The organism is Paucibacter sp. XJ19-41, from assembly GCF_028462495.1.
Taxonomy (GTDB): domain Bacteria; phylum Pseudomonadota; class Gammaproteobacteria; order Burkholderiales; family Burkholderiaceae_C; genus Roseateles_E.
Window position 1 is genome coordinate 1 of record NZ_JAQOWX010000034.1, and the last position, 15,001, is coordinate 15,001.

Here is a 15,001-nt window from a genome sequence, read left to right on the forward strand (position 1 = left end):
TGCCGGGCGCCGCGCCGCGCGCGGCCACCCCGCCGCGCTTTGCGCCGGCCGGCCAGAGCACGCAGATGATTGTCGGCGCCGATGCCAGCGACGACCGCAGCATCCTGGCCAGCAGCGCCGCGCTGTACGGCCAGTACCGGATGCGGCGCGTCTATTACTCGGCCTTCAGCCCGATTCCCGATGCATCGCGGGCCTTGCCGCTGATCGCGCCGCCGCTGATGCGCGAGCACCGGCTCTACCAGGCCGACTGGCTGATGCGCTTTTACGGCTTCGATCACCGCGAGATCATCGCGGCCGATGACGGGCTGCTGCGCCTGGACGTCGATCCCAAGCTGGCTTGGGCGCAGGCGCATCCGGAGCGCTTCCCGGTCGATCTGAATGCCGCACCGCGCGAGCTGTTGCTGCGCGTGCCGGGCCTGGGCGTCGGCTCGGTGGACAAACTTCTGCAGGCGCGCCGCGTGCGGCGCTTGCGCGTCGAGGATCTGAGGGCGCTGCGGGTCTCGCCGGGCAAGGTCCTGCCCTTTGTCTGCGTGGACGGCCACAAACCCGGCACGCCGGCGCGGCCGGCTCCGCGCCAGCAGACCTTGTTCGCATGATCGTCAGCCTTCAGGGGCCGATCGATATCGACGGTTTCAGGCGCGCGGCGCGCCAGCTGTTGACGCGGGGCATCGCCCCTGATCAGCTGGTCTGGCGGACCGAGAGCGGCACACAAGGGCTGTGGGCGGATGATGCGGTCGTCATCGACGACGCTCCCGCGAAGCCTTTCAGCGTGCCGGCCTGGATGGCGCCGCTGTGCGAGTCCGCGCTGCTGCATCGCGACCCGGACCGCTTTCATCTGCTCTACAGGCTGCTCTGGCGGCTCGTGAGCGAGTGCGACGAGGTCTTGCGGCGGGACGAGCTCGACCCGGATCGCCGTGCCGCCGCCCAGCTGGCGCGCGAGGTGGGCCGCGAGATCCACAAGATGCGCGCCTTTGTGCGCTTCTTCCCCCATGGCGAGGGCGAGGCGCTGCGCCATATCGCCTGGTTCGAGCCCGAGCACCATGTGGTCGAGGCCAATGCCCCGTTCTTCGTGCGCCGCTTCGCGCAGATGCGCTGGGCCATCTTCACGCCTGGCTGCTCGATCGAATGGGACGGCGAGCGCCTGCACACCGGCCCCGGCGTGGACCGCAGCGGCCTGCCGCCGGCCGATCCGGGCGCCGGGCTGTGGCTGACCTATTACGAGAACATCTTCAACCCGGCCCGACTCAAGCTCGCGATGATGACCAAGGAGATGCCGCGCCGCTACTGGAAGAACCTGCCCGAGGCGGCGCTGATCGCACCGCTGTCTGCGGCGGCGCAGGCGCGCAGCGAGGCCATGGTGGAAGCTCAGCCCACGCCGGCGCGGCGCATCAAGCCGATGCGCCGCCCTTGAGCGCCTGCAGCGTGCCGTAGTTCGAATCCGGCAGGCGCGGCCGGTTGGCTTCTTCGGCCGCCAGCGGAGGCACCTCGACCAGGCTGGCCTGGCAGCGCCGGGTCAGCTGCTGGTAGGTCTGGGTGCCCTCCAGCTTCCAGCGCATCTCGTCCTCGCTCAGCGGCCGCATCACCTTGGCCGGCAGTCCGGCGATCAGCGATTTCTCCGGCAGTTTGAGTCCGGCGCGCACGAAAGCGCAGGCCGCGACGATGCTCCAGGCCCCGACCTCGGCCTCGTCCATCACCACCGCGTTCATGCCGACCAGCGCGTCATGCCGCACCACGCAGCCATGCAGCACCGCGCCATGGCCGATATGGCCGTTGGCCTCGACGACGGTCTCCGACTTCGGAAAGCCATGGATCACGCAAGTGTCCTGAACATTGGCGCCCTCCATCAGCACGATGCGGCCGAAGTCGCCGCGCAGCGAGGCGCACGGGCCGATATAGCAGCCGGGTCCGACGATCACATCGCCGATCAGCACGGCCGTCGGATGGACATGGGCACTGGGATGGACGACCGGGGTGACGCCGTCGATGGCATAGCAGGGCATGGCGGTGGGAGGAATTCGAGGTCGGGCAATCATAGCGAGCGACCTCGGGTCAACACCCTCTTCGCACGGCACCGCGCACCGCTAGCATGGCTGATCGGGATCGTGCTTGGGAGGAGCCGATGCGGAACAAGAGCTCGGAAACGGCCATGGTCGCCGCCATCGTGCTGCTCGGTCTGCTGCTGACCGGGGTCGTGGTGCTCCGGTTGCATGCCTCCGAGCGCCAACGCGTCGAGACCGAGGCCCAACTCAGCGCCGGCGAGATCAGCAATGGCATCCAGCGCCGTCTGAACGCCCATGCCGAGGTGTTGCACGGCCTGGCCGGCTTGTTCAATACCCGGACCAGCCTGATCGACCGGGCGGCGTTTCGCAGCTATGTCGAGCGCTGGCGGCCGCATGTGCGCCTGCCCGCCGTGCAGGCGGTGCAATTTGTGCGTCTGGTGACACAGGCGGAATTGGCGGACTTCGAGCGCGGCCTGCGCAGCGATCCGCTGCTGCCTGCGGCCTTGCGCCAGGACCTGAGGCTTCGCCCGGCAGCCGATGAACCGGTGCACTACCTGATCGACTACACCGAGCCGGTGGCAGGCAATGAGCGTGCGCTCGGCTTCGATCTGGCGAATCTGCCCTCGCACAAGCGCGCGCTGGAGCAGGGGCGCGACAGTGGCCGGTTGGTGGCCACCGAGCGGGTCCGGCTGATCCAGGATCCCAGCGGGGCCGCCGCCTTTGTGCTGCGCCTGCCGATCTACCGCAGTGGCAGCGAGCCGGCCGACACCCAGCAGCGACGCGAGGCCTTGCGCGGCTTTGTGGCCGTGGTGTATCGGGTGGGCAATCTGCTCGACGGGCTGCTCGATGACAGCGTCACCGCCCGGCTTCGCATCGTCATTCACGACGCCGGTCTGGATGACGGGCCGGTCGAGGAATGGTCGCCGACGCCGGCGAACCTGATGTATGACAGCGACAGCGCTCTGGGCGATAGCGCGCAAGCGATCGCGCGCCCCGAGAGCCTGCGCCGGGTGCTGGAGGTGGGCGGCCGCACCTGGCATGTCTATCTGGTCCCCAAGAATGTCGGCGGCGGGGCCGGCATGCTGGCGCTGGCCCTGGTCGGCCTGGGCGGGCTGACGATCACGGTGCTGACCGTGTCGCTGGCGCGCGCCTGGGCACGCCAGCGCCGCACCGCGCTGAGTCTCGGTGCCTTGTCGGCCGAGCAGATGGCGGTGTTCGACAATGCGCTGACCGGCATCGTCCATGTCCGGGGTGCGCGGCTGTATCGCTGCAACCGGCGCTTCGCCGACATCCTCGGCTATGAGATCGAGGCGCTGGCAGGGCTGCCGGCCAGCCAGCTCTACCCCTCGGCCGAGGCTTATCAGCAGATTGAGACACAGGTGCGCGAACGCCGGCACAGCGGGCAGCCGCTGGACTTCGAGCTGGCGCTGCGGGCCAAGGATGGCCGGCAGGTCTGGTGCGCGATGCACGGCAAGCTGCTGCCCGGCGACGAGCGGCGGGGCTCGATCTGGGTCATCGAGGAGCTGACCGAACAGCGCGCCGCCGCCGAGCGCTTGCAGGCGCAGCGTCTGGCGACCGAACGCGCCAACGAGGAGTTGCAGCAAGGGATGCAGCAAGTCAGCGCCCAGAAACGCCTGGTCGAATTGCTGGGCACGATGAGCTCCACGCTGCAGTCCTGCCATGACGCGGACGAGGTGGCCGAGGTGGTGGCGCGCGGTTTCCCGGCGCTGGAGCCGGGCTGCGGCGGCGCCTTCTACCTGCTGGACCCGGTGAGCGGCTGCCTGCAGCTGCGCCGGCATTGGGGTGAGCAGGGGCGGGCCTCGGTCGATCAGTTCGCGCCCCACGACTGCTGGGGGCTGCGACGCTCCAAGCCCTATGCGGCCGAGGGCCTGGCCTTGCGCTGCACCCATCACGGGGCTGGTGGCACCGGGACGCTGTGTTTGCCGCTGCTGGCGATGAACGAGCTGGTCGGGCTGCTCTGCCTGGAGGCCGGCGACGAATTGCTCGGACCCGACGCGCCGCTGCGTTTGGTGGCCGTGGCGGCGGCCGAACAGGTGGCGGTGACGCTGGTGAATCTGCGCATGCGCGAACGCCTGCGGGATCAGGCCCTGCGCGACAAGCTGACCGGGCTGCGCAACCGGCGTTTTCTTGACGAAAGCCTGCCGCGCGAGCTGGCGCGGGCGCGGCGCGAGGGCGGCAGCCTGGCGCTGATGCTGATCGATGTCGATCACTTCAAGCGCTTCAACGATCAGCATGGCCACGAGGCGGGCGATCAGGTGCTGGCGGCGGTCGGGCGTTGTCTGAGCGCCCAGACCCGGCAGGAGGACCTGGCCTGCCGCTATGGCGGCGAGGAGTTCGTCGTCGTGTTGCCGCGCGCCGATCTGGCCTCGGCAGCGGCGCGTGCCGAGGCTTTGCGGGCCGCGATCGCGGCGCTCCCGCTGCTGGTAGGTGCTCAGCAGTTGCAGGTGACCGCCTCCTTCGGCCTGGCGGCCTATCCCGGCCATGGGCCGGACGCGGCGCAACTGCTGGCGGCGGCCGACGCCGCGCTTTACGAGGCCAAGCGGGCCGGACGCAACCGTCTGCAGCTGGCCGCCGCCTGAACTCCGGGTAGTCCCGTAGCCCTGCGGGCTTGCGCTGGGTCAAGCTGGCCGTTAATATCTACCGACCGGTCGGTCAAGAGTGTTTGGCCGGCAGCGATGGAGTGAGACAAACACGATGACAGCCACCACCGAGGCCTTGCTGCTGATCAGCCAAGAGGGCGCCGTGCGCACCCTGACGCTGAATCGCCCTGCGGCGCTGAATGCGTTCACCACTGCGCTGCTGGTGCAGCTGCGCCAGGCCCTGGAAGCCGCCGCCGAGGACGGCACGGTGCGCTGTGTCGTGATCACCGGTGAGGGGCGCGGTTTCAGCGCCGGCCAGGATCTGTCCGACCCGCTGATCAAGCCGCCGCTGGAGCCCGGAGAGACGCCCAAGGACATCGGCCATCTGCTCGACAACTACTACATCCCGCTGGCGCTGCGCCTGCGCAGCATGCCGATTCCGGTGATCGCTGCGGTCAACGGCGTGGCGGCCGGCGCCGGCGCCAGCCTGGCGCTGAGTTGCGATCTGGTGCTGGCGGCCGAGGGCGCGAGCTTCATCCAGGCCTTCTCGAAGATTGGCCTGGTGCCCGACTGCGGCGGCACCTGGCTGCTGCCGCGCCTGGTCGGCCGCGCCAAGGCGTTGGAGCTGGCCCTACTGGGCGACAAGCTGCCGGCCGCCGAGGCGCAGGCCATGGGGCTGATCTACCGTGCCGTGCCTGATGCCGAGCTGGCCGCCACGACGCAGGCGCTGGCGCAGAAGCTGGCGCAGATGCCGGTCAAGGCCCTGGCCGCGACGCGCCGGGCCCTGGACGACAGCCTGCTGATGGACTACGAGTCGGCCTTGAAGAACGAGTCGCAGCTGCAGAGCCGGCTGGGCTTCAGCCCCGACTATCTGGAAGGCACGGCCGCCTTCCTGCAAAAGCGCAAGCCCACGTTCACGGACCGCTGACAGCCCATGGATGCCCAACAAATTGCCGAAGCCGTCCGCGATGCGATGTTCGCGAACGACCGCGCCAGCAAGGCGCTCGGGATGGAGATCCTGTCCATCGCTCCGGGTCGCGCCACGCTGGCCATGACGGTGCGTGAGGACATGCTCAACGGCTTTGAGATCTGCCACGGCGGCCTGATCACCACCTTGGCCGACTCGACCTTTGCCTTCGCCTGCAACTCGCACAACGAGCTCACCGTGGCCTCGGGATTTAGCGTCGACATCGTCGCGCCCGGCAAGCTGGGCGACCGGCTGACCGCCGTCGGCGAGGAAGTGCATCTGGCCGGGCGCACCGGTGTCTACGACATCACCGTGCGCAACCAGCGCGAGGAACTGGTGGCCGTGTTTCGCGGCAAGTCCTACCGGATCAAGGGCAAGCCCATCGTTCAAGGAGTCTCTGAATGACCGTCAAAACGCCCGCCCCTGGCGATCTGGAGCCTATCGAGCGCGCCAGCCTGGATGAGCTGCAGGCCCTGCAGCTGCAGCGCCTGAAGTGGAGCCTGCAGCATGCCTATGAGAACGTACCGCACTACAAGGCCGCCTTCGATGCCCATGGCGTGCACCCCTCGGATCTGAAGAGCCTGGCCGATATCGCCAAGTTTCCGTTCACGACCAAGAAGGACCTGCGCGACAACTACCCCTTCGGCATGTTCGCGGTGCCGCGCCAGCAGGTCTCGCGCATCCATGCCTCATCGGGCACGACCGGCAAGCCCACCGTGGTCGGCTACACCGCCAAAGACATCGACACCTGGGCGAATCTGGTGGCCCGCTCGATCCGCGCCTCCGGCGGGCGGCCCGGCGACATCATTCATATCGCCTACGGCTATGGCCTATTCACCGGCGGCCTGGGTGCGCACTACGGCGCCGAGCGCGCCGGCTGCACCGTGATCCCGATGTCCGGCGGCCAGACCGAGAAGCAGGTGCAGCTGATCCAGGACTTCCAGCCCGACATCATCATGGTCACGCCCAGCTATATGCAGGTGATCATCGAGGAGTTCAATCGCCAGGGCCTCGATGCGCGCGAGTCCTCGCTGAAGGTCGGCATCTTCGGCGCCGAGCCCTGGACCGAGGCGATGCGCCGCGAGATCGAGGCTAAGGCCGGCATCGACGCGGTCGACATCTACGGCCTGTCCGAGGTGATGGGGCCAGGTGTTGCCAACGAGTGCATCGAGTCCAAGGACGGCCCGGTGATCTGGGAAGACCATTTCTATCCCGAGATCATCAACCCCGAGACCGGCGCACCGGTGGCGGACGGCGAGGAGGGCGAACTGGTCTTCACCTCGCTCTCCAAGGAAGCCTTGCCCATCATCCGCTACCGCACCCGCGACCTGACGCGGCTGCTGCCACCGACCTCGCGCAGCATGCGCCGCATGGGCAAGATCGTCGGCCGCAGCGACGATATGCTGATCATCCGCGGCGTCAATCTGTTCCCGACCCAGATCGAGGAGCTGGTGCTGCAGGAGGTGCAGCTGAGCGGTCAGTACCAGATCGTCGTCAGCCGCGAAGGCCTGCTGGATGCGGTCGAGGTGCGCTGCGAGCTGCAGCAGGCGGCGGTCGGCGCGGCCGATGTCGGCGCCATTGCCAAATCGCTGCAGCACCGCATCAAGACCCTGATCGGCGTCAGCACCAAGGTGCATATCGGCGCCCCCGATTCGATCGAACGCACGCTGGTGGGCAAGGCCCGCCGCGTGATCGACCAGCGTCCGAAGTAAGGAGCTTTCATATGTACACCCAAGCCATGAGCGTCGGTCCGCAGGACGCGCCGAGCAGCAGCAAGATCAAGAGCGCCGAGGAGATGCAGCGCGAGGCGGCCTTCGAGGCCCGCATTGAAGCCGGCGACTTCATTGAGGCCAAGGACTGGATGCCGGATCACTACCGCAAGACCCTGGTGCGCCAGATCAGCCAGCATGCGCACAGCGAGATCGTCGGCATGCTGCCCGAGGGCAACTGGATCACCCGCGCGCCCACGCTCAAGCGCAAGGCCATTCTGCTGGCCAAGGTGCAGGACGAGGCCGGCCACGGCCTGTATCTGTACTCGGCCGCCGAGACGCTGGGCACCAGCCGCGACCAGATGCTGGACGCGCTGCATTCGGGCAAGGCCAAGTACAGCTCGATCTTCAACTACCCCACCGTGACCTGGGCCGATATCGGCGTGATCGGCTGGCTGGTGGACGGGGCGGCCATCATGAACCAGGTGCCGCTGTGCCGCTGCTCCTATGCGCCCTATGCGCGGGCGATGATCCGTGTCTGCCGCGAGGAGAGCTTCCACCAGCGCCAGGGCTATGAGAGCCTGCTGGTGATCATGCGCGAGGGTACGGCCGAGCAGAAGGCCATGGTGCAGGACGCGGTGAACCGCTGGTGGTGGCCCTCGCTGATGATGTTCGGCCCGGCCGACAAGGACTCGCCGAACTCCGAGCAGTCGATCCGCTGGGGCATCAAGCGCATCACCAATGACCAGCTGCGCCAGAAGTTTGTCGACGCCACGGTGCCGCAGGCCGACATCCTCGGCGTGACCCTGCCCGACCCCGATCTGAAGTGGAATGCCGAGCGCGGCGAACACGACTTCGGCGCGATCGACTGGGCCGAGTTCTGGCGTGTCGTCAATGGCGACGGCCCGATGAACCGCGAGCGCCTGGGCGCCCGCGTCAAGGCCTGGGACGACGGCGCCTGGGTGCGCGAGGCCGCGCTGGCCCATGCGCGCAAGCAAGCAACCAAGGAACAAGCAGCATGACTAGCAATACCTCGACCCAGACCGAATGGCCGCTGTGGGAAGTCTTCGTGCGCAACAAGGCGGGCCTGGACCACAAGCATTGCGGCAGCCTGCATGCGGCCGACGCCAAGATGGCGCTGCAGATGGCGCGTGATGTCTATACCCGGCGCCAGGAAGGCACCAGCATCTGGGTGGTGCTGTCCAGCCAGATCGTCGCCAGCGACCCGGGCGAGAAAGGCATGTATTTCGACCCGATGGAGGACAAGGTGTACCGCCACCCGACCTTCTACGAGCTGCCCGAATCCCTGAACCATATGTAATCGGTCCACCATGGCTGCATCAATCAATGTGGGCGCGAGCCCCGAAGTCCAGTACCTGCTGCGCCTCGGCGACAGCTGCCTGGTGCTGGCCCAGCGCATCTCCGAATGGTGCGGCCACGCGCCCATCCTGGAAGAGGATCTGGCCTTGTCGAATATGGCGCTGGACCTCCTGGGCCAGGCCCGCGGCCTGCTGACCCATGCCGCCGAGCTCGACGGCCAGGGCCATGACGAGGACCAGCTGGCCTTTCTGCGCGACGAGCGCCAGTACCTGAACCCGGTGCTGATGGAGCTGCCGCGCGGTGACTTCGCCTACACCCAGCTGCGCAATTTCGCGGTCGCGACCTGGCTGCTGCTGCTGTGGCAGCGCCTGCAGAGCTCCAGCGATGCCGAGCTGGCGGCGATCGCCGGCAAGGCCGTCAAGGAAGCCGCCTATCACCAGCAGCATGCTGCCGACTGGGTCGTGCGCCTGGGCGACGGCACCGAGGAGTCCGCCGCTCGCATGCAGGCCGCACTGGCCAGCCTCTGGCCCTACTTCAACGAACTGTTCGACAGCGATGCGGTCGACACCGCCGCGGCCGCGCAAGGCCTGGGTCCCGCCTGGTCCGAACTGAAGCCCGCATGGCAGGCCCAGATGGCCGAGGTGCTGGCCGATGCCGGCCTGGCTTGCCCCAAGGACAGCCCCTATCAGAGCCAAGGCCGTCGCGGCATCCATAGCGAGCATATGGGCCATATGCTGGCAAGCCTGCAGTATCTGCAGCGTGCCTACCCCGGAGGCCGGTGGTGATGAACCAGGCCAGCGCGCACGGCCCCGCCTGCGGCCGGCTCGAAGCCGCCTGGGAGGTGCTGCGCCAGGTCCCGGACCCTGAGGTGCCGGTGATCAGCCTGTGCGAACTGGGCATCGTGCGCGATCTGAAGGAAACCGCCGGTGGCCTGGAGGTGGTGCTGACGCCCACCTACTCGGGCTGCCCGGCCACCGAGCTGATTCAGGACGATGTGCGTGCCGCGCTGGCCGCCTTCGGCGAGATCGAGATCACGATGCAGCGCGCCCCGGCCTGGACCACCGACTGGATCAGCGACGCGGGCCGCGAGAAGCTGCGCGCCTATGGCATTGCCCCGCCGGGGCCGGTCGCTGCGGGCCAGGGCCAGCCGATCCGGCTGGTGCACCGCGCCTCGCTGACCAAGCTGGCCTGCCCACGCTGCGGCAGCGAGCAGACCGAAAAACTCTCGGCCTTCGGCTCCACCGCCTGCAAGGCGCTGTACCGCTGCATGGCCTGCCGCGAACCCTTTGAGCACTTCAAACCGCTATGAGCCTCCACTTCCATCCGCTGCGCGTGCGCGAGGTCCGGCCCGATACCGAGGAGGCCGTGATCGTCAGTTTCGAGGTGCCCGCCGAACTGAGCGAGACCTTCCGCTTCACCCAGGGGCAATACCTGACCCTGCGCCACGAGGTGGCCGGCCAGGACCTGCGCCGCTCCTACTCGATCTGCGCCGGCGTCGATGATGGCGAGCTGCGCGTCGGCGTTCGCAAGGTCGAGGGCGGGGTGTTCTCGTCCTGGGTGCACCAGGCCCTGAAGGCCGGCGACGAGATCCAGGTGTTCCCGCCACAGGGTCGTTTTTTTGCGCCGCTGGACGCTGCCGCTCGCCGCCACTATGTTGGCATCGCGGCCGGCTCGGGCATCACGCCCATCCTGTCCATCATGAAGACGGTGCTGGCGCGCGAGCCGCTGTCGCGCTTCACGCTGATCTATGGCAACCGCCGCCAGGCCTCGACGATGTTCAAGGAAGAGATCGAGGACCTGAAGAACCAGTACCTGACGCGGCTGTCGCTACACCATGTATTCTCGCGCGAGGCGGTCGATTCGCCGCTGATGGCCGGTCGCATGGACCGCGCCAAGATCGCCGAGTTCCTGCAGACCCTGGTGCCGGCCGCCGGGATCGACCAGGTCTTCGTCTGCGGCCCCTTCCAGATGAATGACGAGGTCGAGGCGGCGCTGCTGGCGAGCGGCGTGCCCGAGGAGCGCATCCATATCGAGCGCTTTGGCACGGTCGAGATGCAGACCGGCAAGCCGGCGCCGCACGAGGTGCGCGAGGGCGATGCCGACAGCGCCCGCGTCACAGTGATACGTGACGGCGTCAGCCGCGAAATTGAGTTCAGCAAGACCGACCCCAGCATCCTGGGTGCTGCGGCCCGCGCCGGCATGGACGTGCCGTTCTCGTGCAAGAGCGGGGTCTGCTCGACCTGCCGCTGCAAGCTGATCGAGGGCGAGGTGCGCATGGACAAGAATTTCGCGCTCGACAAGAAAGAGCTGGCGGCCGGCTTTATCCTCAGCTGCCAAGCCCATGCGCTGACGCCGCGCGTGGTGATTTCCTTCGACGAACGCTGAGCACACGAACACGCACATGGCCCGAGGACGCGCCCCAGGTTTCGAATCCACCCGCGAGGAGATCCTCGCCGCCGCCGCACGACTGTTCGCGCGCAAGGGCTATCCCGGCACCTCGATGAATGAGGTGGCCGAGGCCTGCGAGGTCTCCAAGCCGACGCTGTATCACTATGTGCGCGACAAGCATGAGCTCTTGATGCAGATCTGCGAGAGCCATGTGCAGAGCCTGGCCGGTCTGGTCGAGGAGGTGCGCGCGCAAGACCTGGCCCCCGAGGCGCATCTGCGCGCGCTGATCGCGCGCTTTGTGCGGGAATATGGCGAGGCACAGCACCAGCACCGGGTGCTGACTGAGGATGTGAAATTCCTCGACGATGCCGACCGCGAGCGCCTGCTGCTGGTCGAGCGTCAGGTGGTGGCGGCCTTTGCCGAGGCGGTGGCCGCAGTTCGCCCGGAGCTGCAGGCCGCGCGCCTGCACAAGCCTTTGACCATGCTGCTGTTTGGCATGATCAACTGGACCTTCACCTGGCTGCGGCCTGATGGTGAATTGAGTTACGAATCGGTGGCGCCTATGGTGGCCGACCTGTTCTTTGGCGGATTGGGCGCGGTGCAGGCCAGCAAGCCGGCCGCTCTTGTTGAGTAGTTGAGTCAGTGCAAAACAAACCCTTGGAGACGATGACGATGAAGCGCAACAACATGATCAAGAACCTGGTGGCCCTGGCCGCTGCCGCCGTGGCCTTCGCCGCGCAGGCCGACATCAATGTCGGCGTGACGGTGTCGGCCACCGGCGCCGCCGCGTCGCTGGGCATCCCGGAGAAGAACACCATCACGCTGATGCCCACCACCATCGCGGGCCAGAAGATCAACTACATCGTGCTGGACGACTCTTCCGACACCACGGCGGCGGTCTCCAACACCCGCAAGCTGATCACCGAGCACAAGGTCGATGTGGTGGTGGGCTCCACCGTGACACCGAACTCGCTGGCGATGATTGACGCCGTCTCCGAGGCCAGCACGCCGATGATCTCGATGGCCGCCTCGGCCCGTATCGTCGAGCCCATGGACGCTAAGAAGAAATGGGTCTTCAAGACGCCGCAGAATGACATCATGATGGCCCTGGCCATCGTCCAGCACATGGTGGACAACGGCGCCAAGACCGCCGCCTACATCGGCTTTGCCGATGCCTACGGCGAAGGTTGGTACCAGGAATTCGCCAAGATCGCTGCCATCAAGGGCCTGAAGATTGTTGCCAACGAGCGCTACAACCGCAATGACACCTCGGTGACCGGCCAGGTGCTGAAGCTGGTCGCGGCCAAGCCCGATGCGGTGCTGATCGGCGGCTCTGGTACGCCGGCCGCGCTGCCGCAGAAGGCGCTGAAGGAGCGCGGCTACAAGGGCCAGTACTACCAAACCCATGGCGTGGCCAATAACGACTTCCTGCGTGTCGGCGGCAAGGACGTCGAGGGCACCTTCCTGCCGTCCGGCCCGGTGCTGGTGGCGGCCCAGTTGCCGGCCAGCCACCCGGTGAAGAAGAGCGCGCTGGCCTATATCGCCAAGTACGAAGCAGCCTTCGGCAAGGGCAGCGTCTCGACCTTCGGCGGCCATGCCTGGGATGCCGGTCTGCTGCTGCAGGCCGCCGTTCCGGTCGCGCTGAAGAGCGGCGCCCAGCCGGGCACGCCGGCCTTTCGCGCCGCGCTGCGCGACGCGCTGGAAGGCGTGAAGGAGTTGCCCGGTGCGCACGGCGTGTTCAATATGTCTCCCACCGACCACCTGGGCCTGGATCAGCGCGCCCGCGTGATGGTCAAGATCGAGAACGGCGCCTGGAAATATCAACCCTGATCGCAGCGGCAGCTGACTGCTAGGCGGGCTGATCTCAGCCCGCTTCTTACGCCCTTCGCCGGCCCGATACCCTGGTCAAGACTGTTTTACTTGCTGAGATTGTCATGAGTACTCCCATCCTCCAAAGCCTGATCGCCAACCGCTGGGTGGGGGCCGAGCCGGGCCGCAGCCTGCACAGCGCCATCAATGGCCGCGCCGTGGCCCAGACCCATGCCGAGAGCCTGGACTTCGCGGAGTCGCTGGCCTATGCCCGGGGTCAGGCCTTGCCCGCGCTGCTGAAGCTGGACTTCCAGCAGCGCGCCGCCATCCTGAAGGCCCTGGCCGCCTATCTGGTGGAGCGCAAAGAGCAGCTGTACGCAATCTCGGCGCATACCGGTGCCACCCGCGCCGACAGCTGGATCGATATCGAGGGCGGCACCGGCACCTTGTTTGCCTACGCCAGCACCGGCCGGCGCGAGTTGCCCTCCAGCAATATCGTCCACGAAGGCCCCGCCGTGCCACTCGGCCGCGAGGGCAGCTTCATCGGCTCCCATGTGCTGGTGCCCAAACGCGGTGTGGCCGTGCACATCAATGCCTTCAATTTCCCGATGTGGGGCATGCTGGAAAAGTTCGCGCCCAGCTTCCTGGCGGGCATGCCTTGCATCGTCAAGCCGGCCACCGCCACCAGCTTTGTGGCCGAGGCCTGCGTGCGCCTGATCCATGAGTCGGGCCTGCTGCCGGCCGGCGCGTTGCAACTGATCGTTGGCAGTTCCGGCGATCTGCTGGACCGCTTGAGCGAGACCGACGTGGTGACCTTCACCGGCTCGGCCGACACCGCCGCGATGCTCAAGGTCAACAAAAACATCGTGGCCCGTAGCATCCCCTTCAATGCCGAGGCCGACAGCCTGAACTGCGCCATCTTGGCGCCCGATGTGGAGCCCGGAGATCCGGAGTTCGAGCTCTTCGTCAAGGAAGTGGCGCGCGAGATGAGCGCCAAGGCCGGCCAGAAATGCACGGCCATCCGTCGCGCCATCGTGCCGGCCCGCCATATCGACGCGGTGGCCGCGATGCTGCGCGAGCGCCTGGCCAAGATCCGGGTCGGCGACCCGGCCATCGAGGGCGTGCGCATGGGGGCGCTGGCCTCCAAGGAGCAGCAGGCCGATGTGGCCGCGCGCCTGGCCCAGCTGAGCGCCGGCAACGAGATCGTGTTCGGCGAGCGCGATGGCTTTGCGCCCATCGGTGAGGGCGTCGGCGACGGTGCCTTCTTCGCACCCACGCTGCTGCTGTGCCGCGATGCCTTCAGCAACCCGGCGGTGCATGAGCTTGAGGCCTTCGGCCCCGTCTCCACGCTGATGCCTTATGGTGATCTGGACGAGGCCCTGGCCCTGGCCGCCAAGGGCCGTGGCAGCCTGGTCGGCTCCGTCGTCACCAAGAGCCCGACGATTGCAGCCGAGGCGGTCTATCACGCCGGCGCCTTCCATGGCCGCCTGCACATCCTCGACCGCGAGGCGGCCAAGGAGTCCACCGGCCACGGCTCGCCGATGCCGGCGCTCAAGCACGGCGGCCCGGGCCGCGCCGGCGGTGGCGAGGAGCTGGGGGGCATCCGTGCCGTCAAGCACTATCTGCAGCGCTGTGCGGTGCAGGGCTCACCGACCATGCTGACCGCCATCACCGGCGAGTACCAGCGCGGCGCCAAGGTGCAGGAGGATGCGATCCATCCTTTCCGCAAGCACTTCGAGGAAATCCAGATCGGTGACTCGCTGCTGACGCACCGGCGCACCGTCAGCGAGGCCGATATCGTCAACTTCGGCGGCATCTCGGGCGACTTCTTTTATATGCACTTCGACGAGATCGCGGCCAAGGACACCCAGTTCGGCCAGCGCATCGCGCACGGCTACTTCGTGCTCAGCGCGGCGGCCGGCCTGTTCGTCTCGCCGGCCCCGGGGCCGGTGCTGGCCAATTACGGCCTGGACACGCTGCGCTTCGTCAACCCGGTGGCCATTGGCGACACCATCCAGGCCCGCCTGACCTGCAAGCGCCGCATTGATCGTGGCAACCGTCCCGATCAACCGGCGCAAGGTGTGGTCGCCTGGGACGTGCAGGTGATGAACCAGCGCGGCGAGCTGGTGGCCAGCTATGACATTCTGACCCTGGTGGCGAAGAAGCAGGCGGCCTGAGCGCGCGCTGCGGGCCAGCGCATAACCCCCA

Annotated in this window: 14 protein-coding genes and 1 pseudogene; 14 read left to right on the top strand and 1 reads right to left on the bottom strand. The window is 67.5% G+C overall.

What is annotated here, in order from left to right:
• Positions 1 to 596: pseudogene (locus PO768_RS11045) on the top strand (putative DNA modification/repair radical SAM protein); the annotation flags it as partial.
• Positions 593 to 1,411 carry a TIGR03915 family putative DNA repair protein gene (locus tag PO768_RS11050; protein ID WP_272646108.1) on the top strand — a complete coding sequence of 273 codons (819 nt, stop codon included), beginning with the start codon at positions 593 to 595 and terminating at the stop codon, positions 1,409 to 1,411. The pseudogene PO768_RS11045 and the gene PO768_RS11050, both read left to right, overlap by 4 nt.
• Here the strand turns inward: PO768_RS11050 and PO768_RS11055 are convergent.
• On the bottom strand, positions 1,389 to 2,000 hold the full coding sequence (locus tag PO768_RS11055; protein WP_272646109.1) for a phenylacetic acid degradation protein PaaY: 612 nt from the start codon (positions 1,998 to 2,000) through the stop codon (positions 1,389 to 1,391). The two genes, PO768_RS11050 and PO768_RS11055, sit on opposite strands and share 23 nt — an antisense overlap.
• 119 nt (positions 2,001 to 2,119) lie before the next feature.
• On the opposite strand from PO768_RS11055, the gene PO768_RS11060 reads away from it, so the two are divergent.
• From PO768_RS11060 to paaZ, 12 genes are all read left to right on the top strand, one after another.
• Positions 2,120 to 4,600, top strand: a complete 2,481-nt coding sequence (locus PO768_RS11060; RefSeq protein ID WP_272646110.1) for a sensor domain-containing diguanylate cyclase — start codon at positions 2,120 to 2,122, stop codon at positions 4,598 to 4,600.
• A 115-nt stretch (positions 4,601 to 4,715) separates the two neighbouring features.
• Complete coding sequence (locus PO768_RS11065) at positions 4,716 to 5,528, top strand: enoyl-CoA hydratase-related protein (RefSeq protein WP_272646111.1); 813 nt, start codon at positions 4,716 to 4,718, stop codon at positions 5,526 to 5,528.
• Positions 5,529 to 5,534: 6 nt separating this feature from the next.
• Positions 5,535 to 5,972, top strand: a complete 438-nt coding sequence (gene paaI, locus PO768_RS11070) for a hydroxyphenylacetyl-CoA thioesterase PaaI (RefSeq protein ID WP_137941891.1) — start codon at positions 5,535 to 5,537, stop codon at positions 5,970 to 5,972.
• Positions 5,969 to 7,279: a phenylacetate--CoA ligase PaaK gene (paaK, locus tag PO768_RS11075; protein ID WP_272646112.1), complete on the top strand. Its 1,311-nt coding sequence runs from the start codon at positions 5,969 to 5,971 to the stop codon at positions 7,277 to 7,279. Before paaI ends, paaK begins: the two co-directional genes overlap by 4 nt.
• 11 nt (positions 7,280 to 7,290) lie before the next feature.
• On the top strand, positions 7,291 to 8,298 hold the full coding sequence (paaA, locus tag PO768_RS11080; protein WP_272646113.1) for a 1,2-phenylacetyl-CoA epoxidase subunit PaaA: 1,008 nt from the start codon (positions 7,291 to 7,293) through the stop codon (positions 8,296 to 8,298).
• Positions 8,295 to 8,597, top strand: coding sequence for a 1,2-phenylacetyl-CoA epoxidase subunit PaaB (gene paaB, locus PO768_RS11085; protein WP_137941894.1), 303 nt, complete (start codon positions 8,295 to 8,297; stop codon positions 8,595 to 8,597). Before paaA ends, paaB begins: the two co-directional genes overlap by 4 nt.
• Before the next feature lie 10 nt (positions 8,598 to 8,607).
• A complete protein-coding gene (paaC, locus tag PO768_RS11090; protein WP_272646114.1) occupies positions 8,608 to 9,381 on the top strand; it encodes a 1,2-phenylacetyl-CoA epoxidase subunit PaaC in 774 nt (257 codons plus the stop codon).
• Entirely contained in the window at positions 9,381 to 9,905 is a 525-nt protein-coding gene (gene paaD / locus PO768_RS11095; RefSeq protein ID WP_137941896.1) for a 1,2-phenylacetyl-CoA epoxidase subunit PaaD, read from the top strand. Before paaC ends, paaD begins: the two co-directional genes overlap by 1 nt.
• The gene (paaE, locus tag PO768_RS11100; protein WP_272646115.1) at positions 9,902 to 10,981 is read left to right on the top strand and encodes a 1,2-phenylacetyl-CoA epoxidase subunit PaaE; all 1,080 of its coding nucleotides are present in this window, start codon (positions 9,902 to 9,904) and stop codon (positions 10,979 to 10,981) included. Before paaD ends, paaE begins: the two co-directional genes overlap by 4 nt.
• Before the next feature lie 16 nt (positions 10,982 to 10,997).
• On the top strand, positions 10,998 to 11,618 hold the full coding sequence (locus PO768_RS11105) for a TetR/AcrR family transcriptional regulator (RefSeq protein WP_272646116.1): 621 nt from the start codon (positions 10,998 to 11,000) through the stop codon (positions 11,616 to 11,618).
• Positions 11,619 to 11,656: 38 nt separating this feature from the next.
• Complete coding sequence (locus tag PO768_RS11110) at positions 11,657 to 12,814, top strand: ABC transporter substrate-binding protein (protein WP_272646117.1); 1,158 nt, start codon at positions 11,657 to 11,659, stop codon at positions 12,812 to 12,814.
• Positions 12,815 to 12,918: 104 nt separating this feature from the next.
• Entirely contained in the window at positions 12,919 to 14,970 is a 2,052-nt protein-coding gene (paaZ, locus tag PO768_RS11115; protein WP_272646118.1) for a phenylacetic acid degradation bifunctional protein PaaZ, read from the top strand.
• Positions 14,971 to 15,001 lie beyond the last annotated feature (31 nt).